Genomic DNA, 26,414 nt, shown 5'->3' with positions numbered 1-26,414 from the left:
TGACCGGTCCGGAGCTGGTCGGGGCGTCGGCCGCGCTGCTCGGTCTGCAGTGAACCGGAGCGACCCGGGGTCCGCCGGGGCCTCCTGAGCCAACGCCACGTCAAAAAGCCGTCCGGTCTGCGAACGTGTACGCCATGGGATTCCATGTCGACTCCGAGGCCGGACGGCTTCGCCGCGTCATCCTCCACCGGCCCGACCTGGAGCTGAAGCGGCTCACACCGAGCAACAAGGACGCACTGCTCTTCGACGACGTGCTGTGGGTGCGCCGGGCCCGCCAGGAGCACGACGGATTCGCCGACGTGCTCCGGGACCGGGGCGTGGAGGTGCACCTCTTCGGCGACCTGCTGCGCGAGGCCCTGGACATCCCCGAGGCGAGGCACCTCGTCCTCGACCGGGTCTTCGACGAGAAGGAGTACGGGCCGCTCGCCACCGACCACCTGCGCGCGGTGTTCGACGGGCTGGCGTCGGCCGACCTCGCCGAGGCGCTGGTCGGCGGCATGACCAAGCGCGAGTACCTGGAGCGGCACGCGGAACCGGTCTCGGTCCGCTTCCACGCCATGGAGCTGGACGACTTCCTGCTGGGGCCGCTGCCCAACCACCTGTTCACCAGGGACACCTCGGCCTGGATCTACGACGGGGTGTCGATCAACGCGATGCGCTGGCCGGCCCGGCAGCGCGAGACGGTGCACTTCGAGGCGATCTACCGGCACCACCCGCTGTTCACCGCCTCGGGCGCCTTCCACTACTGGTCGCAGGGGCAGGCCGACTACCCCTCGACCATCGAGGGCGGGGACGTGCTCGTCATCGGCAACGGGGCGGTCCTGATCGGGATGAGCGAGCGGACCACCCCGCAGGCGGTGGAGATGCTCGCCCGCGGCCTGTTCGCCGCCGGGTCGGCGACCGCCATCGTCGCGCTCGACATGCCCAAGCGCCGGGCGCTGATGCACCTGGACACCGTGATGACGATGGTCGACGGAGATACGTTCATCCAGTACGCGGGGTTGGGCATGCTGCGCTCGTACACCATCGAGCCGGGTGCCGGCGCGCACGATTTGAAGGTGAGCGACCACCCGCCGGAGCACATGCACCGGGCCATCGCCGAGGCGCTCGGGCTGGACGCGATCCGCGTGCTGACCGCCCGGCAGGACGTCCACGCGGCAGAGCGCGAGCAATGGGACGACGGCTGCAACGTGCTGGCGGTGGAGCCGGGGGTGGTCGTCGCGTACGAGCGGAACGTGACGACCAACACGCACCTGCGCAAGGAGGGCATCGAGGTCATCGAGATCCCGGGCAGCGAACTCGGGCGGGGCCGGGGCGGTCCGCGGTGCATGAGCTGCCCGGTGGAGCGGGATCCCGTATGACCCGTACGGCGGCCCGCAGTGCGCCCGGAGGCGTCTGACGAGGCACGATGGTGCGGAGGCGGGGAAAACAGGGGCTGTATATGAATGCATGCTGTCGTATAGACTTCCAGCATTCCCCGTCACGTGACCCTGGAGTGCCGCCATGCCCACCGACCTCGTCGGCCGTAGTTTCCTCAAGGAGCTCGACTTCACCGCCGCCGAGTTCCGCGGCCTGGTCGAGCTCGCCGCCGAGCTGAAGGCGGCCAAGAAGGCGGGGGTCGAACAGCGCCGCCTCGCGGGCCGGAACATCGCCCTGGTCTTCGAGAAGACCTCGACCCGCACCCGCTGCGCGTTCGAGGTCGCCGCCGCCGACCAGGGCGCCCACACCACCTACCTCGACCCCGCGGGCTCCCAGATCGGCCACAAGGAGTCGGTCAAGGACACCGCCCGCGTGCTGGGCCGGATGTTCGACGCGATCCAGTACCGGGGCGACGGCCAGGAGGTCGTCGAGGCGCTCGCCGAGCACTCCGGAGTGCCCGTCTACAACGGCCTCACCGACGACTGGCACCCCACCCAGATGCTGGCCGACGTCCTCACCATGACCGAGCACTGCGCCAAGCCGCTGGACCGCACCGCCTTCGCCTACCTCGGCGACGCCCGCTTCAACATGGGCAACTCCTACCTGGTCACCGGCGCCCTGCTCGGCATGGACGTCCGCATCGTCGCCCCGAAGGCCTACTGGCCCGCCGAGGACGTCGTCGCCCGGGCCCGCGAGCTCGCTGCCGACAGCGGCGCCCGGATCACGCTGACCGAGGAGGTGGCCGAGGGCGTCGCCGAGGCCGACTTCGTCGCCACCGACGTCTGGGTCTCGATGGGTGAGCCCAAGGAGGTCTGGGACGAGCGGATCGCGGCCCTGGCCCCGTACGCCGTCACGATGGACGTGCTGCGCGCCACCGGCAACCCGGACGTGAAGTTCCTGCACTGCCTGCCGGCCTTCCACGACCTGGGCACCGGCGTCGGCCGCGAGATCCACGCCCGGCACGGGCTGGACTCGCTGGAGGTCACGGACGAGGTGTTCGAGTCCGCGCACTCCGTCGTCTTCGACGAGGCCGAGAACCGGCTGCACACCATCAAGGCCGTCCTCGTCGCGACCCTCGCCCGGCCGGCCGTCTGACGGCCGCCCGGGTGGCCGCCTCCACCCGTATATCGCGCTTCTGTGACGGAAGTCAGGATACGGTGATACCGTCGTTCCCGTGAGCCCCTTCATCGGTTCCACCCCGGCAACCCAGCGGTGGCGCCACCTGCGGGTGACCCGGCAGGACGGCGTGGCCACCGTCACCCTCACCCGCCCCGAGAAGCTCAACGCCCTCACCTTCGGTGCCTACGCCGACCTGCGCGACCTCCTCGCCGAACTCTCCCGGGAACGCTCCGTGCGCGCCCTCGTGCTCGGCGGCGAGGGGCGCGGCTTCTGCTCCGGCGGCGACGTGGACGAGATCATCGGCGCCACCCTCGCCATGGACACCGCCCAGCTCCTCGACTTCAACCGGATGACCGGCCAGGTCGTGCGCGCCGTCCGGGAGTGCCCCTTCCCCGTGATCGCCGCCGTCCACGGGGTCGCCGCCGGCGCCGGCGCGGTCCTCGCCCTCGCCGCGGACTTCCGCATCGCCGACCCCACCGCCCGCTTCGCGTTCCTCTTCACCCGCGTCGGCCTCTCCGGCGGCGACATGGGCGCCGCCTACCTGCTGCCCCGCGTCGTCGGCCTCGGCCACGCCACCCGGCTGCTGATGCTCGGAGAGCCCGTCCACGCCGTCGAGGCCGAGCGCATCGGCCTGCTCAGCGAACTCACCGAGGAGGGCGGGGCCGACGCGCGGGCCGCCGAGCTCGCCGCCCGCCTCGCCGCCGGCCCCGCCCTCGCCTACGCCCAGACCAAGGCACTGCTCACCGCCGAGCTCGACATGCCGCTGGCGGCCGCGGTCGAACTCGACGCCAACACCCAGGCCCTGCTGATGAACGGGCGGGACTACGCCGAGTTCCACGCCGCCTTCACCCAGAAGCGGCCGCCGGAGTGGAAGGGCAGGTAGCGCCATGCCCGTCGCGCAGCGCGGTACGGACCCGCTCCGGGTCGCGGTGATCGGCGGGGGACCGGGCGGACTGTACGCCGCCGCGCTCCTGGCCCGGCAGGGCCACGGGGTGGAGGTGTGGGAGCGCAGCGCCCCCGACCGGACCTTCGGCTTCGGCGTGGTGCTGTCCGACGAGACCCTCGGCGGCATCGAACGCGCCGACGCCGCCGTCCACGCCGCCCTCAGCGCCGAGTTCGTCCGCTGGGACGACATCGACATCGTCCACCGCGGCCGGATGCTGACCTCCGGCGGCCACGGCTTCGCCGCCCTCGGCCGGCGCCGGCTCCTCCAGATCCTGCACGAGCGCTGCACCGCCCTCGGCGTCACCCTCCGCTTCCGCACCCCGGCACCACCCGTCGAAACCCTGGCGGCCTCGTACGACCTGGTCGTCGCCGCCGACGGGGTGCACAGCCCCACCCGGCAGAGCGGGGCCGAGCACTTCCGGCCCACGCTGACGAGCGGGCGCTGCCGGTACATCTGGCTGGCCGCCGACTTCGCCTTCGACGCGTTCCGCTTCGAGATCACCCAGACCGAGCACGGAATCATGCAGCTGCACGCCTACCCGTTCTCGGCGGACGCCTCCACGGTGATCGTCGAGATGCGGGAGGAGGTCTGGCGGGCCGCCGCCTTCGACCTGTGCGACGAGACGGAATCGGCCGCCCGCTGCGCCAAGCTCTTCGGCGAGGCCCTGCGAGGCCGGCCGCTGCGCGGCAACCGCTCCACCTGGACGGCGTTCCGCACCGTCGTCAACGAGCACTGGTCGCACGGCAACGTGGTGCTCCTCGGCGACGCCGCGCACACCGCGCACTTCTCCATCGGCTCCGGCACCAAACTCGCCGTCGAGGACGCCCTCGCCCTCGCCGAGGCCGTGGCCGCCGAGCCGGACGTCCCCTCAGCCCTGGCCGCGTACGAGGCCGAGCGGCGGCCCGCGGTCGCCTCCACCCAGCGCGCGGCCGCCGCCAGCATGCGCTGGTTCGAGGAACTCGCCGGCTACGTCGACCAGCCCGACCGGCAGTTCGCCTTCAACCTGCTCACCCGCAGCCGCCGGGTGACCCACGGCAACCTGCGGCTGCGCGACGAACGGTTCACCCGCGCCGTCGAACGCGACTTCGGCTGCCCCGACGACGCCACCCCGCCCATGTTCACCCCGCTGCGGCTGCGCGGCCTGACCCTGCGCAACCGGGTCGTGGTCTCCCCGATGGACATGTACTCGGCCGCCGACGGGGACGGCACCCCCGGCGACTTCCACCTCGTCCACCTCGGCTCCCGGGCCCTCGGCGGGGCCGGCCTGGTGATGACCGAGATGGTCTGCGTGTCCCCCCAGGGCCGGATCACCCCCGGCTGCACCGGCCTGTACACCGAAGGGCAGGCCGCCGCCTGGAAGCGGATCGTCGACTTCGTGCACGGCTCGGCGCCCGGCACGGCCTTCGGCGTCCAGCTCGGACACTCGGGCCGCAAGGGCTCCACCCGGCTGATGTGGGAGGGGATGGACGACCCCCTCCCGGAGGGCAACTGGCCGGTGGTCGCCGCCTCCGCACTGCCGTACCGGCCGGGCGTCTCACCCGTGCCGCGCGCCCTGACCCGCCGAGACCTCACCGCGATCCGCGGCGAGTTCACCGCGGCCGCCGCCCGGGCCGCCGACTGCGGCTTCGACCTAATGGAACTGCACTGCGCCCACGGCTACCTGCTGTCCGGGTTCCTGTCCCCGCTGACCAACCACCGCGACGACGCCTACGGCGGGCCGCTGGAGAACCGGCTGCGCTTCCCGCTGGAGGTCTTCGACGCCGTCCGCGAGGTCTGGCCCGAGGACCGGCCCATGACCGTCCGCTTCTCCGCCGCCGACTGGGCACCGGGCGGCACCACGCCCGAGGAGGCCGTGGACATCGCGGCCGCCTTCGCCGCCCGCGGCGCCGACGCCGTCGACGTGTCCACCGGCCAGGTCGTCGCCGACGAGGCCCCCGAGTTCGGGCGCTCGTACCAGACCCCGTACGCCGACCGGATCCGCAACGCGCTCGGCGTCCCCGTGATCGCCGTCGGCGCCATCTCCTCCTGGGACGACGTCAACTCCCTGCTGCTGGCCGGCCGCGCCGACCTGTGCGCGATCGGCCGCCCCCACCTCTACGACCCGCACTGGACCCTGCACGCGGCCGCCGACCAGGACTACCGCGGCCCCGCCGCGCCCTGGCCGGCCCCCTACCGGGCGGGCAGCCGCAAACCCCCGACCGGCAAGGGCTGAACCACCGCACCGCCGGCCCCGACCGGACCGCCCCGGCCGGTCATCCGGCCAGTACCAGGACCCGGTCCTCGACCGGCCGGAAGCCGAGCCTCAGGTACACGCCGGTGCTGGTCGGGTTCGCCGTGTCCGCGAAGAGCAGCACCTCCGCCGCCCCGGCCGCGAGGGCCGCCCCCACCGCGGCGTGCGTCACCCCGGCCGCGTACCCCCGGCGCCGGTCCTGCGGCGGCGTGTACACCGGGCCGATCCGGGAGGCCCCGCCCTCCGCCGGGCTGAACGCGGCCAGCGCCACCGGCCGGCCCGTGCCGTCCTCCCACAGCAGGACGCCGTTGCCGGCGACCCGGTCACGCACGACCGCGTCGGCGGCCACCGGGTCGCCGATCTCGTGCGCGAACGCCGTGAACCACTCCCGCACCAGCGGCCAGTCCGCCTCGCCGGCCGGCCTGGCCCGCCCGGCGGGGGCGGGGTCCGGGTCCGCCAGCTCGCCGAGCCGGTACAGCCGCATCACCTCCGGCTCGGCGACCGGCCGTCCCCAGGCCGCCGCCAGCCGCCGTCCGTGCGCGAGCCGCGCGTTGAACCCGCCGATGCCGCTCAGCAGCGGCTCCCGGTGCAGCGCCTCGCAGAGGGCCGTCACCGCCTCGTCCGGTACGGTGCCCAGCACCAGCGGGTACGGCGGCGTCCACAGCAGCCCGCCGGCCACGGCGCCGTCCGCGCCGGTCCACCAGCCGAACACCGGCTCGTCGGCGGAGTACGCCTGCGGGCCCCGGCGGTGCAGCCCGCCGGCCACCGTCAGCAGCAGGGTGTTGGACACCGGGTCGGCGGCCACGGCCGGGCCCGCCGCGGCCCGCCAGGCCGCCAGGTCGTGCGTGAAGGTCCACGTCATGCCCCGCATGATGCAGCCCGACCCGGGCCGCCCGCATCCGGTTTCAGCGGCCCCCGGCCGGTCTCAGGAGGGCAGCCAGCCCGGCCACCACGGCGGCACGTTGTCCGGCCCGCACGACCCCGAATCCCCGCGGTAGCCGTCGAGGGTGCCCTGCGTGGCGAAGTACCAGACGACCACTGTCCCCAGCACCAGCAGCACGGCCGCCACCCCCACCGTCGGGTGCACCCGCCGGGCCAGCAGCCACACCAGTACCGCGAGCACCGCACACCCCGGGACGAGCCCCACCATCTGGAAGAACATCTCGAACTTCCCACCCGCCTCCCAGCCCGCGTCGCAGTAGGCGCGGGCGTTGGCGGCGAGCACGTGGGCGAGGTAGCCGGCGCCGGCGCCGAGCAGCGCCACGGCGATTACGGACCGGATGCGCGGCCACTTCCCCGACCGTGCCGCCGCGGCGGGCGGGAGCAGGGGCGGCGGGGGGACCGGCGGCCCGAAGCCGGCTGGTGGGGCCTGCGGCGGCCGGGCCTGCGGCGGCCGGGCCTGGGGTGCTGAGCCGGAAGCTTCCGGAGGAAGATCGTTTGTGGTCACGTCCCGTCGGGACGCCGGCTCCGCCCGTCACGGTTCCACGAAGCGGGCCCCCGCGTCCCGCAGCCGGGAGTGGAGCTCGGCGAAGACCGCCGCCGCCCGGTCGCCCGGCCAGTCCGACGGCAGCAGGTCGTGCGGCAGCCCCGGATCGGCGTACGGGAGCCGGCGCCAGCTGTCCAGGGCGAGCAGGTAGTCGCGGTAGGCCTTCTCCGGACGGGGGGAGCCGCCCTGCTGGAGGGCGCGCAGCACCGGCTCGTGCCGGTCGAGGAACTCCTCGTGCTCCTTGGCCAGGGCCGTCAGGTCCCACCAGCGGGCCACCGCCTCGGCGGTCGGCGCGAAGCCGAGGTGCTCGCCGCGGAACAGCTCCACGTACCCCGTCAGCTGCAGCCGGTCCAGGGTGTGCGCGGTCTCCTCGTACAGGTGGGCCGGGGCGATCCACACCCCGGGCGCGACCGAGCCGTAGCCGAGCCGGGCCAGCCGGGAGCGGAGCAGGTGCCGCTTGGCCCGCTCCTGTTCGGGCACGGAGAACACCGCGACCAGCCATTCGCCGGTGCCGCGGGCGACGCGGTCGCCGTAGATCCGCCGGTCGCCGTCGTCCAGCAGCTGCCGGGCCTCCGCGGAGAGCTCGTACCCGGCGGAGCCGTCCGCCGCCCGCGCGGGCAGCAGGAAGCCGCGCCGCTTGAGCCGGGACACCGACGAGCGGACCGACGGGGCGTCGACTCCGGCCGCGCCCAGCAGGCGGACCAGCGCGGACACCGGCACCGGGCCCTCGAAGGACCGCCCGTAGGCGCCGTAGAAGGTGACGATCAGGGATCGCGGGGTGTGCTGCTCGGCCACGAGTTCACTGTAGATCGCGCAGCCGGAACCGCTGCAGTTTCCCCGTCGCCGTGCGGGGCAGCGAGGACAGGAAGACGAACGCCCGCGGGCATTTGTGCGGGGCCAGCTCCGCCCGCATGAAGGCCCGCAGCGCGTCCTCCGACAGGGTGGCCCCCTGCCGCGGCACCGTGTAGGCGACCACGATCTGCCCGCGTCGCTCGTCCGGGCGGCCCACCACGGCGGCCTCCGCCACGTCCGGGTGGCGCAGCAGTGCTTCCTCCACCTCCGGACCGGCGATGTTGTAGCCCGCCGAGATGATCATGTCGTCGGCTCTGGAGACGTAGCGGAAGTAGCCTTCCGGGTCCCGTACGTAGGTGTCGCCCGTCAGGTTCCAGCCGTCCCGCACGTACTCCTCCTGACGCGGATCCGCCAGGTAGCGGCAGCCCACGGGGCCGCGCACGGCGAGCAGCCCCGGCTCGTTGTCCGCGACGGGCCGCCCGGCGCCGTCCACGATCCGGGCCTGCCAGCCGGGCACCACGCGGCCCGTGGTGCCCGGGCGGATCTCGTCGTCGGCGGCGGAGATGAAGATGTGCAGCAGCTCGGTGGCGCCGATCCCGTTGATGATCCGCAGCCCGGTGCGTGCGTACCAGGCGTGCCAGGTGGCGGCCGGCAGGTTCTCGCCCGCCGACACGCAGCGGCGCAGCGCCGACAGGTCGTACGCCCCGGCGTCGTACGGTCCCAGGGTGTCCAGCATGGCCCGGTAGGCGGTGGGGGCGGTGAACAGGACGGTGACCCGGTGCCGGGCCAGCGCGGGCAGCAGGGTGCGCGGCCCGGCCTGCTCCAGCAGCAGCGCCGAGGCGCCGGCGCGCAGCGGGAAGACGACCAGGCCGCCGAGGCCGAAGGTGAAGCCGAGCGGCGGGCTGCCCGCGAAGACGTCGTCGGGCCGGGGGCGCAGCACGCTGCGGGAGAAGGTGTCGGCCACGGCGAGCAGGTCGCGGTGGAAGTGCATGCAGCCCTTGGGGCGGCCGGTGGTGCCGGAGGTGAAGGCGATCAGGGCCACGTCGTCGGCGGAGGTCCGCACCGCGGGGTAAGGCGCCCCGTGCCGCTCGGCGAGCCGGAGCAGGTCGCGGGGGTCGGCACTGCCGTACGGGGTGATCCGCAGGTCGGGCACCCCGGCCTTGGCCAGGTCGTCCGTGACGTCCGCGTGGCACAGCGCGTGCCGTACCCGGGCCATCGCGCAGACGGTGGCCAGCTCGTGCGCCCGCTGCTGCGCCAGGACGGTGACGGCGACCGCGCCCGCCTTCAGCACGGCGAGCCAGCAGGCGGCGAGCCAGGGTCCGGTCGGCCCGCGCAGCAGCACCCGGTTGCCGGGGACGACGCCCAGGTCGGAGGTGAGGACGTGGGCGATCCGGTCGACCCGGTCGCGCAGCTCGCCGTACGACCAGACCTCGCCGGTGCCGGTGTGGAAGGCGGGACGGTCCGGCCCGAACCGGTCGATGGTGGCGTCGAGCAGCTCGGCCCCGCAGTTGAGCCGGTCCGGGTAGGCCAGCTCGGGCAACTCGAAGAGCAGCCGCGGCCAGGTGTGGGGCGGCGGCAGGTGGTCGCGCGCGAAGGTGTCGGCGTGGGCGGAAGGCTTGAGCTCCAAGGCGGGTGCGCCCCCTTGCGACGGCAGCGGCCCCCGGCGGGGGACCGAGGTGGGTGGAGCCGGCCGTGCGGACCCTCCCGGCCGTGGCCGGGAGGCACTGCCAGGAGCGTATCGTGATGGTGACGGCAGTCAACAGGACGCGATAGAACCGGGGATGTTCGCATGAACGGATTCGCGCTCGGAGCAGATCAAGAGGAGTGGTGCGGGCGGCTGCGCGCCCTGTCGGCCACCCGGCTGCGGCCGCTGGCCGACAAGGGGGAGCCGGGGCGGGTCAACCGGCCCCTGCTGGCGGAGCTGGGGGAGCTCGGCCTGCTGGAGCGGGTCTTCGACGCCGGCGCCCTGGAGCTGTGCCTGCTGCGCGAGTCCCTCGCGTACGGATGTACGGAAGCGGAGACGGCCCTCGCCCTGCAGGGGCTCGGCGCGCACCCCGTGCTCGGCTCGGGCACGGCGGCGCAGCGGGAGCGCTGGCTGCCGCAGGTGCGGGCCGGCCGGGCGGTGGCGGCCTTCGCGCTGAGCGAGCCGGGGGCCGGCTCGGACGCGGCGGCGCTGGCCCTGGCGGCCGAGGCCGACGGCCCGCGCCGCGGGTCCGGATCCGGTGCAGGGTCGGGGCGGGGTGCGGGGCGGGGTTGGCGGCTGAGCGGGGAGAAGTGCTGGATCTCCAACGCCCCCGAGGCGGACTTCTACACCGTCTTCGCCCGAACGGGTGAGGCGCCCGGCGCCCGCGGGGTCACCGCCTTCCTGGTGCCCGCCGACCGGCCCGGCCTGACCGGCGAACCCCTGGACATGCTCTCCCCGCACCCCATCGGCAGGCTCGTCTTCGACGGGGTCCCGGTCGGCCCCGACGACCTGCTGGGCGAGCCCGGCCGCGGCTTCGCCGTGGCGATGGCCACCCTGAACCTGTTCCGGCCGAGCGTGGGGGCCTTCGCGGTCGGCATGGCGCGGGCCGCGCTGGACGCGACCCTGGCGTACACGGCGCGCCGGCCCGCCTTCGGCGGCGTGCTCGGCGACCTGCAGGCGGTGGGGCACCGGGTGGCCGAGATGGCCACCCGGACCGAGGCCGCCCGGCTGCTGGTCTACGCGGCGGCGGGTGCGTACGACGCCGGCGCACCGGACGTGCCCCGCCGCTCGGCGATGGCGAAGCTGCTGGCGACGGAGACCGCCCAGTACGTGGTCGACCACGCGGTCCAACTGCACGGGGCGGTCGCCCTCCAGCGCGGCCACCTGCTGGAGCACCTCTACCGGGAGGTCCGGGCGCCCCGCATCTACGAGGGCGCCAGCGAGGTCCAGCGCACGATCATCGCGCGGGAGCTGTACCGGTGAGCCCGGAGCGCATCAACCCGGCGGAGCTCTCCCCGCCGGCGGGCTTCTCCCACGCCGTGGCCGCGAGCGGGTCCCGGCTGGTGTTCCTGGCCGGGCAGACCGCGCTGGACACCGCGGGCAAGGTGGTCGGGGCGACCCTGCCCGAGCAGTTCGAGCGGGCCCTGTCCGGTCTGCTGACGGCCCTGGGCGCGGCCGGCGGCACCCCCGCCGACCTGGTCCGGGTCACGGTCTACGCCGTCGACGTGGCCGCGTACCGCACCCACGCCCCCGAGTTGGGACGCATCTGGCGACGTCTGGCGGGCCGCCACTACCCGGCGATGGCGGTGGTCGGCATCGTCCGCCTCTGGGACGTGGACGCCCTGGTCGAACTGGACGGCATCGCCGTCCTCGACGACCGGCCGACCCGCCGCTAGGTGTATTGCCCTGTGAGGTTGGTGGGAAGAGCCGGTTCGCGCCGGGTTTCTCAGCTGCGCTTTTGACATGCGGCGGGGGACGAGGGAGGGTGGAAATGACCTTTGTGTCAGCTTTCGTCAATAATGCTCGGAGGTGCATGACCATGCGCCGTGGGATCATTGCGGCGGTCGTTGCAGGCGCCGCTGGCGTAACGCTCGGCCTGACACCCGTGAGCGGTGCTTTCGCCGCAGGGCTCTCCCAGACCCAGCCGGCCGTTCAGGCCCCGCAGACCAACCCGAACGGCAATTGGAACCGGTGCGACGACTGGCGCGGCAACGGTCGCTGGGGCGACTGGCGCGACTGGCGCGACTGGCGTGACTGCTGCGACCGCTGGGGCCGCGACTGGTGCTGGGACAACCACGGGCGCGGCGACCACCACCGGGGCTACTGGAACGACCGGAGCTACTGGAACGACCGGGGTTACTGGAACGACAGGGGCTACTGGAGTGACCGGGCAGGGTGGGACTGGTACTGGCGGTAAGGGTGAATGAATGACGGACTGCGGGCGGCCGCCCATGCGGCCGCCCGCAGTGCTGCGCACCCCCGAACGGCCCCCAGCGTTTGCCGCGGGCCGCTTCCCCGGCGAACGTTGCAGGTACTGCCGGACCGGAGGGACGCGTACCGATGGCGGAGAATCGAGCCCAGCGCATCGCGCGGTTCATCGAACCGCTGCGCGTCCGACCCGGGTCCACCGTGGACCTCGCCGCGGACTTCGACCCCCTCTACAAGGCCGAGATGAGCAAGGAGGAGGGTGTCGCCCTGCTGGCCGAGGGCGTGGAGGTGCTCGCCGAGTACCAGGCGCGGCTGGCCGCCCAGGACTCCCGCGGCGTGCTGCTGTGCCTCCAGGCCATGGACGCCGCGGGCAAGGACGGCACCATCCGGCACGTGATGAGCGGGGTCAACCCGCAGGGCGTGCGCGTGAGCAGCTTCAAGGTGCCCTCGGAGGAGGAGCTCGACCACGACTACCTGTGGCGCTACCAGTGCCGGCTGCCCCGGCGCGGTGAGATCGGCATCTTCAACCGCTCGCACTACGAGGAGGTCCTCGTGGTCCGCGTGCACCCCGAGTACCTCCGGCGCCAGCGGCTGCCGGGGGAGGGCCGCGACCCGGGCGTCTGGGAGCGCCGCTACCGGGAGATCAACGACTGGGAGCGGCACCTCGCCGACAACGGCTTCGCCGTGGTGAAGGTCTTCCTCAACCTCTCCAAGGAGGAGCAGCGCCGGCGCTTCCTCGGTCGGATCGACCTGCCCGAGAAGAACTGGAAGTTCTCCACCGCCGACGTCCGCGAACGCCGCTACTGGGACGCGTACCAGCGGGCGTACTCCGACGTGCTGTCCGCCACCAGCACCGAGTGGGCGCCCTGGTACGTCGTCCCCGCCGACCGCAAGTGGTTCGCCCGCATCTGCGCCGCGGCCGTCCTCGGGCACGCGCTGATGGAGATCGACCCGCAGTACCCGACGGTCGGAGAGCGGGCCCACGAGGACCTGATGGCCGCCCGGCGAGAACTGGAGCTGGAGGCCCCCGTCATTCGGTCGCGGGACGACGACAGCAAGCATCGGAAGTAGCCCGGTTCCGGATCGGAGGTACGAGGATGACGGCCCAGCCGGAACCGGCAGGCGGGGAGGACACCCCAGGAGCCTGGTACGCGCGGTCCCCGCAGGACGTCGCGGCCCGCTGCGGGGTCGATCCCGCGGTCGGGCTGCCCGCGGCCCGGGCGGCCGAACGGCTCGCCTCCGACGGACCGAACGCCCTGCCCGAGGAGAAGCCGAAGCCGGGCCTCCTGCGCTTCCTCGACCAGTACCGCAGCTACATGCAGATCATCCTGGTGGCCGCGGCGGTGGTGTCCGCGCTGATCCGGGAGTGGAACACCGCGATCCTGCTCGTCCTGCTCACCCTGCTGAACGCGGTCGTCGGCCTGCGCCAGGAGGGCAAGGCCGAGAGCGCCATGAACTCGCTGAAGTCGATGATGAAGGCGACGGCCCGGGTGCGGCGCGACGGCACGGAATCGGAGATCCCCGCCGAACAGCTGGTCGTCGGGGACGTGGTGCTGATCGCGGCGGGCGACCAGGTCCCGGCGGACGGCCGGATCGTCGAGGCCAGCGCCCTGCAGATCGACGAGTCGGCCCTGACCGGCGAGAGCACCCCGGCGGCCAAGGACGCGGCCACCCTCCCCGCCGAACGGCTCGGGCCGGGCGACCAGTCGAACATGGCGTTCATGAACACGCCGGTCACCCACGGCAGCGGGCTCGTCATCGTCACCGGCACGGGCAGTGGCACCGAGCTCGGGAAGATCTCCGGTCTGCTCTCGGCGACCAAGCGGGAGCAGTCGCCGCTCACCCGGGAACTCAACACGCTCACCCTGTGGATCGCCGGGGCCGCCGGCCTCACCATGATCGTCATGTTCGTGCTCGGCCGCAGCCGCGGCCAGGCCTGGGACGTGCTCTTCGTCAGCGCCGTCTCGCTCGCCATCGCCGCGATCCCCGAGGCGCTCCCCACCGTCAGCCAGGTGATCCTCTCGGTCGGCAGCCTCAACCTGGCCCGGCGCAACGCGATCGTCAAGGAGCTGGCGTCCGTCGAGACCCTCGGCTTCACCTCGGCCATCAACTCCGACAAGACGGGCACCCTGACGATGAACCAGGTGACCGTCGTCGAGGTGATCAGCCCCACCGACCGGTACACCGTGTCCGGCACGGGCTACCGCCTCGACGGCAAGGTCCACCACGCGGCCGGGACCTCCGCCGGCATCGAGGACGCCGTGCTGCCCTACCTGGTCGCGAGCGACGCCAAACTGGTGGGCGGCGAGGTCGTCGGAGACCCCACCGAGGGAGCCCTGCTCGTCCTCGGGCACAAGGCCGGACTGGACGTCGAGGAGACCCGGGAGCGGCTGCCCCGCCTCGCCACCCTCCCCTTCGACCCCACCTACAAGCTGATGGCCACCTTCCACGCGGCCAAGGACGCCTCGGGGCGCAAGGTGGTCCGCTGCTTCGTCAAGGGCGCCGCCCCCGCGGTCATGGGCCGCGCCACCACCGCGCTCGCCGCGGGCACCGTCATCCCCTGGGACGAGGACATGAACCGCCGGGCCCAGGAGCAGATCAACCGGCTGGCCGCCGATGGGTACCGGGTGATGGCCGCCGCCGTCCGCGACCTCGACCCGGCGGACCACGATCCTGCGGACTTCGACCCGGACGCGGACCTGCTCGCCCTCGTCACCGACCTGCACATGGTCAGCCTGGTCGGCATGGTGGACCCGCCGCGCGAGGAGTCCAAGGCGGCCGTCGCCGACGCCCAGGCCGCCCACATCCGGGTCCGCATGGTGACCGGCGACGACGTCACCACCGGCGCCGCCATCGCCCGCCAGCTCGGCATCCCCGGCGAGGCCGTCCTCGGGGCCGACTTCGCCGCCCTCCCCGAGCAGGAGCAGCTGGACCGGATCGACGGGATCGGCGTCGTCGGCCGCGTGGCGCCCGAGCACAAGGTGCTCCTCGCGGACGTCCTCAAGAAGAAGGGCGAGGTCGTCGCCATGACCGGCGACGGCGTCAACGACGCGCCGGCCATCAAGGCCGCCGACATGGGCATCGCCATGGGCAGCGGCACGAGCGTCGCCAAGAACGCCAGCCGGATGATCCTCTCCGACGACAACTTCGCCACGATCATCCACGCCGTGGCCGAGGGCCGGAAGCTCTACGACAACCTCACCAAGTACATCCGCTTCGTCCTGGTCCTGCTGGTCACCTTCGTCCTGACCTTCCTCGGCGCCGCCCTGTTCGACATCGCCGCAGGCGAGCCCTTCACGCCCCCGCAGGTCCTGTGGATCCACTTCGTCGTGAACGCGCCCTTCGGCTTCGCCCTCGGCTTCGACCGGGAGACCCCGGGCCTCATGCGGCGGATCCCCCGCCCGCGCGGGCAGACGGTGCTGACGGGCCGCCTGATGCTCACCGTCGGGCTCGCCGGGCTGGCCCTCACCCTCGCCCTGCTCACGCTGATCCGGCTGGGGCAGGAGCGCTACGGTAGCGCCCAGGTGGGCAACTCCGTCGCGTTCACGGCCTTCGCGCTCTGCCTGATCGTGGCCGCCTACGAGTGCCGCAGCGAGACGGACTCGGCGCTGACCACCAGCGCCTTCGACAGCAAGCAGATGAACTGGGCGGCCCTCGGGGAGCTGGCCCTGGCGGTCATGGCCACCCAGATGGACGGCTTCCGGCGCCTGCTCGGCACCACCGAGCTCACCCTCCGGCAGTTCGGGTGGGCCGTGCTGGCCGCCCTCGCCCTGCTGGTCCTGTGGGAGCTCGGCAAGGCGGTCCGGCGCGCCCGCGCCCGCGGCGGGCCGGCCGCCGGGTGAGGGGGCGGCACACGGTTCGCGCCGCCGCCCGCACCCACCCCGCACGCACCCCCCGCCCGCACCCACCCCGCACGCGCAGCCCGCCGTGGCGGGCGTCAGCCCTCCAGCAGGTTCCCCATCCACTCCTCGATGCCCGCCACCGTGCGCGGCAGGGCGCCCGACATCAGGCGGGCGCCCGTCGCCGTGACGACCAGGTCGTCCTCGATGCGGACCCCGATGCCGCGCAGCTCCGGCGGGAGCGTCTCGTCGTCGGGCTGGAGGTAGAGGCCCGGCTCGACCGTGAGCACCTGTCCCTCCTCCAGGACCCCGTCCAGGTAGGTCTCGGCCCGCGCCTTCGCGCAGTCGTGTACGTCCAGCCCCAGCATGTGGCCGCTGCTGCACAGGGTGTACCGCCTGTGCAGGTCGCCCGCCGCGTTCTTGAGCACGCCCCATTCGGCGAGCCCCTCCGCGATCACGCGCATGCCGGCCCGGTGGAAGTCCCGGAAGCTGGCGCCCGGGCGGAGCGCGGCGATGCCGGCCTCCTGGGCGGCGAGGACGAGTTCGTACACCTGCCGCTGGACGGGGGAGAAGCGCCCGGACAGCGGCAGGGTGCGGGTGATGTCCGCCGTGTAGAGGGTGTCGGTCTCCACGCCCGCGTCGAGCAGCAGCAGTTCGTCCCGGTCCAGCCGGCCGTCGTTGCGGATCCAGTGCAGGACGCAGGCGTGGGCGCCGGACGCGGCGATGGTGTCGTAGCCGGTGCCGTTGCCCTCGGCCCGGGCGCGCAGGTCGAAGACGCCCTCGATCCACCGCTCGCCGCGCGGGTGCGCGAGGGCGCGCGGCAGGGCCCGTACGACGTCCTCGAAGCCGGCGGCGGTGTGGTCGACGGCGAGCTGGAGCTGGCCGACCTCCCAGGCGTCCTTCACCAGCCGCAGTTCGGAGAGGGCGGTGGCCAGTTCGGGGTCGGTGGCGGCGTTGCGGCCCTCGGGGCTGCCGAGGGTGTCCAGGTGGGCGCAGCGCAGGCCGGTCAGGCGCTCGGCCTCGGCCAGGTCGGGGCGGCGGCCGACCCAGAACTCCCCGTAGCGGCGGTCGCGGTAGAACTCCTCGTTGCCGCCGGTGCGGGGGGAGCGGGGGCGCAGGTACAGCACCGCCTCGTGGCCGTGCGGGCCCGAGGGTTCCAGGACCAGGACGTGGCCGACCTGGTCCTCCCTGGTCAGGCCCGTGAGCCAGGCGTACGCGCTGTGGGGGCGGAAGCGGTGGTCGCAGTCGTTGGAGCGGACCTTGAGCTCGCCGGCCGGGACCATCAGACGTTCCCCGGGGAAGCGCGCCGAGAGTCGCGCGCGGCGGGCGGGGGTGGCGTCGTGGGCGGGGACGCGCACCGAGTCGGGCAGGGGTGAGGCGGCCCAGTCCCCGGCCATGAAGCGGGACAACTCAGGGGATACCGGTAGGTCGTGGCTGCCGGTGTGGAGGCGGGGGGATGCGTCGGACACGTCGGGCTCCCTCGGGAAGACGCGAACTGGTGGGCGCACAGGTCTTGTCAGTGCAATTTCACATTACTATGTTACAGCTCACACTGCGGCGCGTTAATCCCCGTCAAACGCCGTGTGGCACAGCGCAGTTCACGAAGCACGCGCGGTTTCCGCCTGTCCGCACCACGCACCCCCTTGCGCGCCATGTCCCCCACCTCCCCTCCCCACAGGAGTCCTTGGTGTCACAGCACAGAGTTGTGCGTACGTCCCTCCTCTCGGCCGCCGTCGCGGTCACCCTCCTCGCGACGGCGGGCCAGGCCGTCACGCAGGCCGCCGATCGGGCCGCAGCCGTTCCCGCCAAGGCGCCGGCCGCCGCCCCGGCCGCCTTCACCGGTGGGGCGCCGGGCGCGAACCCGTTCGACGAGGTCGACCGCGTGGCCTCCCCGAAGGAGTCCGTCCCCGCGCCCGACCGGGCCCCCGGCGCCGACCGGGCCGCCGCGACCGGCTCCGCAGCCGCCACTGCCGCCGACGGCCGGACCCCCGGAGCCGCCACTGCCGCCGCCGCGCCCGCCGAGCGCACCGAGAAGAGCCGCAAGGCCGCCGCCCAGGCCGCCCCCACCGGCCGGACCCTCGCCGCCGGCGTGCCCTGCACCCTCGACGGGATCACGGGCCTGTCCCCCGAGCAGTTCGCCGACTTCCTCGGCGACCAGGCCGTCCTCGCCGACGGCTGCCTGCGCGGGCTGATCTGGACCTGGGACGCCCGGCTGGCCCCGGTCATGTCCGATGCGCACGTCCAGGCCGTGTCGCGGCGGATATCCTCGCTGGCCTCCTCCCACGACGGCCGCAACTCCTCGCACCTGGAGGAGATGTTCACGTACCTCCACGCGGTCGTGTACCACGACTACTCCCGCTCCGAGATCGACGTCACCGACGCCCCTACCGTGGACGCCATGCGCCGGGCCATCGCCGACTTCGGTGCCGCGGCCCGCACCTTCGACGTCACCGCCTCCAACGCCCGCACCCTGCGCGAGGCCCTCTACGCCGGCAGCGCGCCCGGCCTGCGCCAGCACCAACTCGGCCTGATCAAGCAGGTCCTGGCCACCATGGACCCGTCCCACCCCGCCACCCACAAGGACGCGGCCTGGGCGGGCGCGGCCCTGGCCGCCCTCTCCGTGAACTACCTCGGCGTGTACCCGGGCAACCAGGACGCCGCCTTCCACGCGGCGGTCGCGGCGGACCCCGCGTACCGCGCCGTCTTCAAGGCCTTCGCCTCGTACGGCCACCTCAAGGACACCGCCAACGCCTGGGTGGCGCGCGACGCCCTGGGCGAGTACGGCCGCTTCGGCCAGGTCCCGGCCCTGAAGGAGCAGACCGTCGCGGACCTCGGGGCGCTGCTCCCGACGGCCCGGTCCACGTTCGGCGACGGCAGCGAGCAGTGGGCGAAGGTCGTCTCCTGGCTCAACTTCTACGAGGCGTGCAAGCCGTACGGGGTGTGCAAGGAGGACATCGAGCGGCAACTCTTCCCGAACACCTACACGTACGACAACGGCGCCATCAAGGTCCGCACCGCCCTCGACCGGGCCACCGTCGACCAGCTGTACTACGCCAGCAAGCAGGTCAAGACGCAGTTCCACCGGGTGCTCGGCACCGACCAGCCGCTCGCCGGAGACCCCAACAGCACGCTGAACATCGTGCTGTACGCCTCCCGCGCCGACTACGTGAACTACCACCCGATCCTGACCGGCTACAGCACCAACAACGGCGGCATCTACATCGAGAACGGCGCCACCTTCTACACCTACCAGCGGCGCGTCCCGCAGGACTCCTCGCTCACCCTGGAGGAGCTCTTCCGGCATGAGTACACGCACTACCTCAACGGCCGGTACGCCGTCCCCGGCTTCTTCGGAGAGGGCCCCTGGTACGAGGGCGACCGCACGACCGCCATGGACGAGGGGACCGCCGAGTTCTTCGACGGCGCGACCCGCGACAACGGCATCGCCGTGCGCAAGTCCCTGGTCAAGAGCATCATCAGCGACACCGCCGGCGGCGGCCCCCGCATGTCGGTGGAGCAGCTGCTGAACGCCACGTACGACGGCGACGGCTTCCGCTTCTACAGTTACGCCGGGACCTTCTTCGAGTTCCTGTGGACGGAGAAGCCCTCGCTGCTGCGCGAGATGTACACGCACCTGCGCAACAACGACGTCGCGGCGTACGACGCCTGGCGCCACCGCGCGGGCGCGGACACCTACCTCCAGCGCGACTACGACCGCTTCCTGGACGCGCAGATCGCCAAGGTGGACCAGCTGTTCGTGCCCAACACCAGCTACACGCCCAACGGGCAGCTGCGCGACTCCGCGCTCGCGAACGTGAAGTCGTCCTTCGCGGCGGCCACGTACAACACGCCGGACTGCGTGGAGAACGGGGACCCCGGAAAGCGCCGGTTCACCTGTACCGGGCGGATCACCGCGAACCTGAAGGACTGGCGCAGTGACGACCAGAACTTCAAGGACATGTCGGAGACGGTCGACTACTTCATCCTCGACCGGGCGGGCGCGGCCTCCAACAACCTCGCCGACATGAACTGCTCCTTCGGCCCGGTGGAGATCTGGGACAACCGGAAGGCCGGCACGTCGAGCTACAGCTGCGAGGGCCCGCTCCGCAGCTGACCCGGCACCGGCGGCCGGTCCCGGTTCCGACACCGTCGGGCGGGGGGCGGGACCGGCCGCCGGGCACCCGTGACCGGCCTCGGCGAGCCCTAGGCACTCCTTAAAGAATGTGACATATTACTGTCGTGCCCAAGAGACACCCCCTGGACGTCGTGATCATCGGCGCCGGCGTCGTCGGAGCCGCCTGCGCCTACTACGCGACCCGCTCCGGACTGCGCGTCGCTGTCGTCGACCGCGGCCCCGTCGCCGGCGGCACCACCGGCGCCGGTGAAGGCAACCTGCTCGTCTCCGACAAGGAGGCCGGCCCGGAACTCGACCTCGCCCTCCTGTCGGCGGGCCTGTGGCGCGAACTCGCCGGCGTGCTCCCGCAGGAGGTCGAGTACGAGCCCAAGGGCGGCCTCGTCGTCGCCCCCGACGCGGCCACGCTGGAGGCCCTGCGCGCCTTCGCCAAGGGCCAGCGCGCGGCAGGGGTCGACGTCGCGGAGGCCGGCCCGGACGACCTGCGGGAACTGGAGCCCCATCTGGCCCCCGGCCAGGCGGGCGGCTTCCACTACCCGCAGGACGCCCAGGTCCAACCCGCCCAGGCCGCGGCCCGGCTGCTCGTGGCCTCCGGGGCCGAGGTCCACCTCGGCGAGGAGGTCACCGCGATCCTGCGCGCGGCCGACGGCGCGGTCCGCGGGGTCCGCACGCCGGCCCGGGAACTGGCCGCACCCGCCGTGGTGAACGCCGCCGGCACCTGGGCCGGCCGCATCGCCGAACTCGCCGGAGTCACCCTGCCGGTGCTCCCGCGCCGCGGCTTCGTCCTGGTCACCGAGCCGCTGCCGCGGGTCGTCCGGCACAAGGTCTACGCCGCCGACTACATCGCCGACGTCGCCAGCGGCTCCGCGGCCCTCCAGTCCTCGGCCGTGGTCGAGGGCACCCCGGCGGGCCCGGTGCTGATCGGGGCCACCCGGGAGAGGGTGGGCTTCGACCGCTCCCTGTCGACCGAGGCCCTGCGCCGCCTCGCCACCCAGGCGGCCGCGCTCTTCCCGGTCCTGGCCGACGTCCGGATCCTGCGCACCTACCACGGCTTCCGGCCCTACCTCCCGGACCACCTCCCGGCGATCGGCCCGGACCCGAGGGTTCCCGGCCTGCTGCACGCCTGCGGCCACGAGGGTGCGGGCATCGGCCTGGCCCCGGCCACGGGCGCCCTGATCACCGCCGCCCTGACCGCCACCCCGCCACCCCTGGACCCGACCCCGTTCCACCCCGACCGCTTCCCGCCGGGGTGACTCCGGCCGCGGGCCGGCGGGGTCCGGCACATCCAGCCCGTCCGGCGTTCGAGGACCGGGGGTCCGGGGGCGGAGCCCCCGGGATACGGAGAAAGGGCGGGGCGGGGGGACGGCTCCGCGCAGCGGAGCGCACCACCACCCCGACACCCGGCCCCGGCACCACCCCCGACCGGACGTCAGCGACACCGAACGACCCACCCCCGAGGGAGAACCGACGATGAGCCACCCCACCGGCGCCCCGCGGCCCACGCGCCCGGACCGGAGGTCACCCCGCGGACTCGTCGGCGGCTCCCCCCGGGCCACGTACGTGCTCCGCTTCGACGGCCGCGACCTCACCGCCCAGGCGGGCCAGAGCATCGCCGCCGTCCTGTGGACCGCCGGCGTCCTCGCCTGGCGGACGACCCGTCACGGCGGCGCCCCCCGCGGGGCGTTCTGCGGAATCGGCAGCTGCTACGACTGCCTCGTCACCGTCAACGGCCGCCCGAACCAGCGCGCCTGCCTGGTCCCCGCCCGTCCGGGGGACGTCGTCACCACCCAGGAAGGGACCGGCCGTGCCGACCTCGCCGTCTGACAACGCGGCTTCGCCCGCCGCTGACCCGGCCCCCGTCGACCTGGCCGTCGTCGGCGCCGGCCCGGCCGGTCTCGCCGCGGCCGTCGCCGCAGCAGACCTCGGCCTCCGCGTCACCCTGCTCGACGCGGGAGAGCGCACCGGCGGCCAGTTCTACCGCCACCCCGCCCCCGGCCTCGGCGCCGCCCGCCCCGAGGCGCTCCACCACGGCTGGGCCGCGTTCGCCGCCCGCGACGCCGCCCTGCGCGCCCATGCGGCAGCGGGCCGCATCACCCACCTGGCCGCCCACCACGTCTGGACCGTGGTCCCGCACGACCCGGCCACTCCACCTCCCACCCCCACTCCCGCCGTCTGGATCCTGCACGCCGTGGCCGGTCCCGAGGAGCTCCCCGCCACGGTCCACGCCCGCGCGGTCCTGCTCGCCACGGGTGCGTACGAGCGCCAGCTCCCCTTCCCCGGATGGACCCTGCCCGGGGTCGTCGGGGCCGGCGGCGCCCAGGCCATGCTGAAGTCCGGGCTGGTCCTGCCGGGCCGGCGGGTCGTCGTCGCCGGGAGCGGCCCGCTGCTGCTGGCGGTGGCCGGCTCCCTCGCGGCCGCCGGGGCCCGGGTCCCGGCCGTGGTGGAGGCCGCCGCCTACACCGCGTACGCACCCCACCTCCCGGCCCTGCTGCGCAACCCCGGCAAGCTCGCCGAAGGCGCCACGTACGGCAGCGCCCTGCTGCACCGGCACATCCGGCTGCTCACCCGGCACGCGGTGACCGAGGCGCACGGCACCGACCGGGTCGAGGCCGTCACCGTGGCCCGGCTGGACCGGGACTGGCGGCCCCTGCCGGGCACCGCCCGCCGGATCCCCTGCGACGCGGTCGCGGTGGGCCACGGGCTCGTGCCCCAGCTGGAGCTTGCCACCGGCCTCGGCTGCGCCACGCGCCGTTCCGCCGACGGCACCGTCGCCCTGGAACTGGACGCGCTGCAGCGCACCTCCGTCCCCGGTATCTGGGCCGCCGGCGAGACCGGTGGCATCGGCGGCGCCCAACTCGCCCTGGCCGAGGGGGAGATCGCAGCCCACGCGGTCGCGGGCCGGCCCGTCCCCGCCGCGCTGGCCCGCCGCCGCGCCCGGCTGCGCGCGTTCGCCGACGCGATGGGCCGTGCCCACCGCCCGGGCGCCGACTGGACCGGCTGGCTGCGCGACGACACCGACGTGTGCCGGTGCGAGGAGGTGCCGGCGGGCCGGATCCGGGAGGCGGTCGCCGGCCTCGGAGCCCGGGACGCCCGTACCGCCAAGCTGCTCACCCGGGCCGGGATGGGCTGGTGCCAGGGCCGCATGTGCGGTCCGGCGGTCGCGGCCCTGGCCGGTTCGGCGGTGCCTCGGCCTCACGGGGCCGGCGCCGCAGGGGCGCCGTGCACCGGCGGCGAACCGGAGGCGGACCGGCGCCCGCTGTCCTGCCCGGTGCCACTGCGCCACCTGGCGGACCTGCCGCCCGCCGAACCCGCGCCCACGGAACCACCGCTCACCGGCCGCTGATCCGCGGCCCGTCCGCCGTCCCGCCCCGAACGGGGTGTCCGGGCCCTTGTGGCCACATTGCACCCCCTAGTAAAATGTCACACACCACACGAGGGAGCTCTCACATGACCGACGCGCAGAACCCCGCGCAGTCCCCCGCACCCGGCCCGTCCCGCCCCGACACCCGCACCCGCCCCTGGCACGGCATCATGGTCGCCACCGCGCTGCCGCTGCGCGAGGACCTCTCCGTCGACCACGACGCGTACGCCGAGCACGTCGCCTGGCTCATCGCCAACGGCTGCGACGGCGTGGTCCCCAACGGCTCCCTCGGCGAGTACCAGACCCTCACCGACGAGGAGCGGGCCCGCGTCGTGCGCACCGCCGTCGAGGCGGCCGGCGACGGCGCCCGCGTCATGCCCGGTGTCGCCGCCTACGGCAGCGCCGAGTCCCGACGCTGGGCCGACCAGGCCGCCGAGGCCGGCGCCGGCTCCGTCCTGCTCCTGCCGCCCAACGCCTTCCGGGCCGACGAGGCGGCCGTCCGCGCCCACTACGCCGAGGTCGCCGCGGTCGGCCTGCCCGTGGTCGCGTACAACAACCCGATCGACACCAAGGTCGACCTGACCCCGGCCCTCCTCGCCCGGCTGCACGCGGACGGCAGCATCGTCGCCGTCAAGGAGTTCAGCGGCGACGTCCGCCGCGCCTACGAGATCGCCGAGCTCGCCCCGGGCCTGGACCTGCTCATCGGCGCCGACGACGTCCTGCTCGAACTGGCCCTCGCCGGCGCCGTCGGATGGATCGCCGGCTACCCGAACGCCCTGCCGCGCTCCTGCGCCACCCTGTACCGGGCCGCCGTATCCGGCGACCTGGCCACCGCCCTGCCGCTGTACAAGTCCCTGCACTCGCTCCTGCGCTGGGACTCCAAGACCGAGTTCGTCCAGGCCATCAAGCTCTCCATGGACCTGGCCGGACGCCCCGGCGGCCCCACCCGCCCGCCCCGCCTCCCGCTCGCCGGCGAGACCGAGGCGGCCGTCCGCGCCGCCACCGAGAAGGCCCTCGCCGAGGGACTCAACTAGCCGATCGGGGGGACCCCATGCGCACGCGCCACATCTACCACGCGGTGGACTCGCACACCGAAGGCATGCCGACCCGGGTCATCACCGGGGGCGTCGGGGTGGTCCCCGGCGCCACGATGGCCGAGAAGCGGCTCCACTTCATCGAGCACCTGGACCACGTCCGCACCCTGCTCATGTACGAGCCGCGCGGGCACTCCGCGATGAGCGGCGCGATCCTGCAGCCCCCCACCCGCCCCGACGCCGACTTCGGCGTGCTGTACGTCGAGGTGTCGGGCCTGCTGCCGATGTGCGGGCACGGCACCATCGGGGTCGCCACCGTCCTCGTCGAGACGGGCATGGTGGCGGCCGTCGAGCCGGTCACCACCGTCCGCCTCGACACCCCGGCGGGGCTCGTCAGCGTCGACGTCCGCGTCGAGGACGGGGCGGCCACCGCCGTCACCCTCACCAACGTCCCCTCCTTCTGCGTCGGACTCGACCTGAAGGCGGAGGTCCCCGGCCACGGCACGGTCACCTACGACCTCGCCTACGGCGGCAACTTCTACGCCTTCGTCGAACTCGACTCCCTCGGGCTCCCCTTCGACCGGGCCCGCAAGGACGACCTGCTCGCCGCCGGGCTCGCCGTCATGGACGCGATCAACGCCTCCGGCGACCGGCCCGTCCACCCCGAGAACCCGTCCATCGCCGGCGTCAAGCACGTCTACCTCGCCGCCCCAGGCTCCGACGCCCGCCGCTCCCGGCACGCCATGGCCATCCACCCGGGCTGGTTCGACCGCTCGCCCTGCGGTACGGGCACCAGCGCGCGCATGGCCCAGCTGCACGCCCGCGGCCTCCTCGACCTCGACACCGACTTCGTCAACGAGTCCTTCATCGGCACCGAGTTCACCGGCCGGCTCGTCGGCCGGACCACCGTCGGCGGCCACGAGGCGGTCGTCCCCACCGTCACCGGGCGGGCCTGGATCACCGGCACCGCCCAGTACTTCCTCGACCCCACCGACCCCTTCCCCGGAGGGTTCCTCCTGTGACTCCCGCACCCTCCGCCCCCCGGCCCCCGCGGCCCCCGTCGGCCCCGCAGCCCCGGCGGGCCGTCCGCACGGTCGACTACCACACCGCCGGGGAGCCGTTCCGGATCGTCGACACCACCGAGCCGGGGTTCCCGGCCGCGCTGCCCGGGGACACCGTCGCCGAGCGGTGCGCCACGGCGATCGGGCCCGGCGGCTCCGGGACGGCCCCGCGTCCGGGCGAGCTGGACGACGTACGGCGCCTGCTGGTGCAGGAGCCGCGCGGGCACGCCGGGATGTACGGCGGCTTCGTCGTGCCCCCGGACGACGACGGGGCCCACTTCGGGGTGCTGTTCTGGCACAAGGACGGCTACTCCACCGCCTGCGGCCACGGCACCATGGCGCTCGGGGCCTGGGCCGTGGACAGCGGCCGGGTCCCCGCCCCCGAGCAGGGCGACGTGGAGGTGCGGATCGACGTCCCGTCGGGGCGGGTCACCGCCACCGTGCACCGGGACGGGGGCCGCACCACCGGGGTCACCTTCCGCAACGTCCCCGCCCGGGTCACGGCCCGCAAGGTGCCCGTCGCCACCACCCTCGGCCTCGCCGAGGCGGACCTCGCGCACGCCGGCGCCTGCTACGCCTCCGTCCGCGCCCGCGACCTCGGCCTGGACGTCACCCGGGCCTCCCTGCCCGACCTGGTGCGCGCCGGGCGGGAGATCCGGGCCGCCCTCGCCACCCACCCCGGGACCTGGCACCCCGGCGGGCCGCTGCTCTCCGGCGTCTACGGGGTGGTCCTCCACGAGGAGCTGCCCGACACCCCGTTCGGCCCGCACCAGCGCAACGCGACCGTCTTCGCCGACGGGCAGGTCGACCGCTCGCCCTGCGGCTCCGGCACCTCGGCGCGGCTCGCGCTGCTGGCGCAGGACGGTCGGCTCGGGCCGGGCGAGGACCTGCTCCACGAGTCGGTCGTCGGCACGGTGTTCACGGGCCGCGCCGTCCCGGACGCGGGCCCGGGGCCGGGCGCGGGCCCGGCCGGTGCCGGAGACGGCCTGGTCACGGAGGTCACCGGAACCGCGTACCGCACCGGCGAGCACACCTTCACCCTCGACCCGTACGACGCCCTCGGCCCGGGGTTCCTCCTGTGATCCGCCAGTTCGGGGCCGCCG

At 74.1% G+C, this 26,414-nt stretch carries 21 protein-coding genes; 16 read left to right on the top strand and 5 right to left on the bottom strand.

Annotated elements, in window-relative coordinates; translation table 11 throughout:
• Nucleotides 1–134 precede the first annotated feature (134 nt).
• From ACSHWO_RS08830 to ACSHWO_RS08815, 4 genes are all read left to right on the top strand, one after another.
• On the top strand, nucleotides 135–1,361 hold the full coding sequence (locus ACSHWO_RS08830; RefSeq protein ID WP_361089429.1) for an arginine deiminase: 1,227 nt from the start codon (nucleotides 135–137) through the stop codon (nucleotides 1,359–1,361).
• Nucleotides 1,362–1,503: 142 nt separating this feature from the next.
• On the top strand, nucleotides 1,504–2,514 hold the full coding sequence (gene argF / locus ACSHWO_RS08825; protein WP_438310974.1) for an ornithine carbamoyltransferase: 1,011 nt from the start codon (nucleotides 1,504–1,506) through the stop codon (nucleotides 2,512–2,514).
• 79 nt (nucleotides 2,515–2,593) lie between these two features.
• A complete protein-coding gene (locus ACSHWO_RS08820; RefSeq protein ID WP_385805420.1) occupies nucleotides 2,594–3,421 on the top strand; it encodes an enoyl-CoA hydratase family protein in 828 nt (275 codons plus the stop codon).
• Between the two features lie 4 nt (nucleotides 3,422–3,425).
• Complete coding sequence (locus ACSHWO_RS08815; RefSeq protein ID WP_438310972.1) at nucleotides 3,426–5,696, top strand: bifunctional salicylyl-CoA 5-hydroxylase/oxidoreductase; 2,271 nt, start codon at nucleotides 3,426–3,428, stop codon at nucleotides 5,694–5,696.
• Nucleotides 5,697–5,736: 40 nt separating this feature from the next.
• Here the strand turns inward: ACSHWO_RS08815 and ACSHWO_RS08810 are convergent, their stop codons facing one another.
• The 4 genes from ACSHWO_RS08810 to ACSHWO_RS08795 all read right to left on the bottom strand — a co-directional run bounded on the left by ACSHWO_RS08810 (nucleotide 5,737) and on the right by ACSHWO_RS08795 (nucleotide 9,619).
• Entirely contained in the window at nucleotides 5,737–6,576 is an 840-nt protein-coding gene (locus ACSHWO_RS08810; RefSeq protein WP_438310969.1) for a GNAT family N-acetyltransferase, read from the bottom strand.
• Between the two features lie 63 nt (nucleotides 6,577–6,639).
• Nucleotides 6,640–6,978 (bottom strand): hypothetical protein, encoded by a 339-nt coding sequence (locus ACSHWO_RS08805; protein WP_438310967.1) that lies wholly within the window; start codon nucleotides 6,976–6,978, stop codon nucleotides 6,640–6,642.
• A 210-nt stretch (nucleotides 6,979–7,188) separates the two neighbouring features.
• Complete coding sequence (locus tag ACSHWO_RS08800; RefSeq protein ID WP_438310965.1) at nucleotides 7,189–7,995, bottom strand: PaaX family transcriptional regulator; 807 nt, start codon at nucleotides 7,993–7,995, stop codon at nucleotides 7,189–7,191.
• A 4-nt stretch (nucleotides 7,996–7,999) separates the two neighbouring features.
• On the bottom strand, nucleotides 8,000–9,619 hold the full coding sequence (locus ACSHWO_RS08795; protein WP_385805415.1) for an AMP-binding protein: 1,620 nt from the start codon (nucleotides 9,617–9,619) through the stop codon (nucleotides 8,000–8,002).
• Between the two features lie 162 nt (nucleotides 9,620–9,781).
• Between ACSHWO_RS08795 and ACSHWO_RS08790 the strand changes: the two genes are divergently transcribed.
• The 5 genes from ACSHWO_RS08790 (at nucleotide 9,782) to ACSHWO_RS08770 (ending at nucleotide 15,726) form a co-directional block, all read left to right on the top strand.
• The gene (locus ACSHWO_RS08790; RefSeq protein WP_438310962.1) at nucleotides 9,782–10,939 is read left to right on the top strand and encodes an acyl-CoA dehydrogenase family protein; all 1,158 of its coding nucleotides are present in this window, start codon (nucleotides 9,782–9,784) and stop codon (nucleotides 10,937–10,939) included.
• Entirely contained in the window at nucleotides 10,936–11,352 is a 417-nt protein-coding gene (locus ACSHWO_RS08785; protein ID WP_385805413.1) for a RidA family protein, read from the top strand. The genes ACSHWO_RS08790 and ACSHWO_RS08785 overlap by 4 nt, the downstream gene beginning before the upstream one ends.
• A 209-nt stretch (nucleotides 11,353–11,561) precedes the next feature.
• On the top strand, nucleotides 11,562–11,873 hold the full coding sequence (locus tag ACSHWO_RS08780; protein ID WP_385805412.1) for a hypothetical protein: 312 nt from the start codon (nucleotides 11,562–11,564) through the stop codon (nucleotides 11,871–11,873).
• Between the two features lie 143 nt (nucleotides 11,874–12,016).
• The gene (locus ACSHWO_RS08775; protein WP_438310958.1) at nucleotides 12,017–12,955 is read left to right on the top strand and encodes a polyphosphate kinase 2 family protein; all 939 of its coding nucleotides are present in this window, start codon (nucleotides 12,017–12,019) and stop codon (nucleotides 12,953–12,955) included.
• Nucleotides 12,956–12,981: 26 nt separating this feature from the next.
• Nucleotides 12,982–15,726 carry a cation-translocating P-type ATPase gene (locus ACSHWO_RS08770; protein WP_438310956.1) on the top strand — a complete coding sequence of 915 codons (2,745 nt, stop codon included), beginning with the start codon at nucleotides 12,982–12,984 and terminating at the stop codon, nucleotides 15,724–15,726.
• Nucleotides 15,727–15,821: 95 nt separating this feature from the next.
• Here ACSHWO_RS08770 and ACSHWO_RS08765 read toward each other — a convergent pair whose 3' ends face one another.
• The gene (locus tag ACSHWO_RS08765) at nucleotides 15,822–17,192 is read right to left on the bottom strand and encodes an aminopeptidase P family protein (protein WP_438310954.1); all 1,371 of its coding nucleotides are present in this window, start codon (nucleotides 17,190–17,192) and stop codon (nucleotides 15,822–15,824) included.
• 218 nt (nucleotides 17,193–17,410) lie between these two features.
• Between ACSHWO_RS08765 and ACSHWO_RS08760 the strand changes: the two genes are divergently transcribed.
• The 7 genes from ACSHWO_RS08760 to ACSHWO_RS08730 all read left to right on the top strand — a co-directional run bounded on the left by ACSHWO_RS08760 (nucleotide 17,411) and on the right by ACSHWO_RS08730 (nucleotide 26,393).
• The gene (locus ACSHWO_RS08760) at nucleotides 17,411–19,837 is read left to right on the top strand and encodes a collagenase (RefSeq protein WP_438310951.1); all 2,427 of its coding nucleotides are present in this window, start codon (nucleotides 17,411–17,413) and stop codon (nucleotides 19,835–19,837) included.
• A gap of 125 nt (nucleotides 19,838–19,962) precedes the next feature.
• Complete coding sequence (locus tag ACSHWO_RS08755; RefSeq protein WP_438310949.1) at nucleotides 19,963–21,108, top strand: NAD(P)/FAD-dependent oxidoreductase; 1,146 nt, start codon at nucleotides 19,963–19,965, stop codon at nucleotides 21,106–21,108.
• A 217-nt stretch (nucleotides 21,109–21,325) separates the two neighbouring features.
• The gene (locus ACSHWO_RS08750) at nucleotides 21,326–21,679 is read left to right on the top strand and encodes a (2Fe-2S)-binding protein (RefSeq protein WP_438310947.1); all 354 of its coding nucleotides are present in this window, start codon (nucleotides 21,326–21,328) and stop codon (nucleotides 21,677–21,679) included.
• Nucleotides 21,660–23,198, top strand: coding sequence for an NAD(P)/FAD-dependent oxidoreductase (locus tag ACSHWO_RS08745; protein ID WP_438310945.1), 1,539 nt, complete (start codon nucleotides 21,660–21,662; stop codon nucleotides 23,196–23,198). The genes ACSHWO_RS08750 and ACSHWO_RS08745 overlap by 20 nt, the downstream gene beginning before the upstream one ends.
• 188 nt (nucleotides 23,199–23,386) lie before the next feature.
• A complete protein-coding gene (locus tag ACSHWO_RS08740; RefSeq protein WP_385805509.1) occupies nucleotides 23,387–24,250 on the top strand; it encodes a dihydrodipicolinate synthase family protein in 864 nt (287 codons plus the stop codon).
• A gap of 17 nt (nucleotides 24,251–24,267) precedes the next feature.
• Complete coding sequence (locus tag ACSHWO_RS08735) at nucleotides 24,268–25,272, top strand: proline racemase family protein (RefSeq protein ID WP_361089470.1); 1,005 nt, start codon at nucleotides 24,268–24,270, stop codon at nucleotides 25,270–25,272.
• Nucleotides 25,273–25,376: 104 nt separating this feature from the next.
• Nucleotides 25,377–26,393, top strand: a complete 1,017-nt coding sequence (locus ACSHWO_RS08730; protein ID WP_438319021.1) for a proline racemase family protein — start codon at nucleotides 25,377–25,379, stop codon at nucleotides 26,391–26,393.
• Nucleotides 26,394–26,414 lie beyond the last annotated feature (21 nt).

Source organism: Streptomyces pallidus (ex Mingjun et al. 2026) (assembly GCF_051550185.1).
Taxonomy (GTDB): Bacteria; Actinomycetota; Actinomycetes; order Streptomycetales; family Streptomycetaceae; genus Streptomyces.
The sequence above is the reverse complement of the archived record's forward strand: the minus strand, read 5'-3'. Positions and strand labels throughout refer to the sequence as shown.

Excerpts from the sequence above, each read along its gene's own strand:
- ACSHWO_RS08830 (WP_361089429.1), top strand. The coding sequence starts at position 135 with ATGGGATTCCATGTCGACTCCGAGGCCGGACGGCTTCGCCGCGTCATC.
- argF (WP_438310974.1), top strand. The coding sequence starts at position 1,504 with ATGCCCACCGACCTCGTCGGCCGTAGTTTCCTCAAGGAGCTCGACTTC.
- ACSHWO_RS08815 (WP_438310972.1), top strand. The coding sequence starts at position 3,426 with ATGCCCGTCGCGCAGCGCGGTACGGACCCGCTCCGGGTCGCGGTGATC.
- ACSHWO_RS08810 (WP_438310969.1), bottom strand. The coding sequence starts at position 6,576 with ATGACGTGGACCTTCACGCACGACCTGGCGGCCTGGCGGGCCGCGGCG.
- ACSHWO_RS08790 (WP_438310962.1), top strand. The coding sequence starts at position 9,782 with ATGAACGGATTCGCGCTCGGAGCAGATCAAGAGGAGTGGTGCGGGCGG.
- ACSHWO_RS08775 (WP_438310958.1), top strand. The coding sequence starts at position 12,017 with ATGGCGGAGAATCGAGCCCAGCGCATCGCGCGGTTCATCGAACCGCTG.
- ACSHWO_RS08770 (WP_438310956.1), top strand. The coding sequence starts at position 12,982 with ATGACGGCCCAGCCGGAACCGGCAGGCGGGGAGGACACCCCAGGAGCC.
- ACSHWO_RS08750 (WP_438310947.1), top strand. The coding sequence starts at position 21,326 with ATGAGCCACCCCACCGGCGCCCCGCGGCCCACGCGCCCGGACCGGAGG.
- ACSHWO_RS08740 (WP_385805509.1), top strand. The coding sequence starts at position 23,387 with ATGGTCGCCACCGCGCTGCCGCTGCGCGAGGACCTCTCCGTCGACCAC.
- ACSHWO_RS08735 (WP_361089470.1), top strand. The coding sequence starts at position 24,268 with ATGCGCACGCGCCACATCTACCACGCGGTGGACTCGCACACCGAAGGC.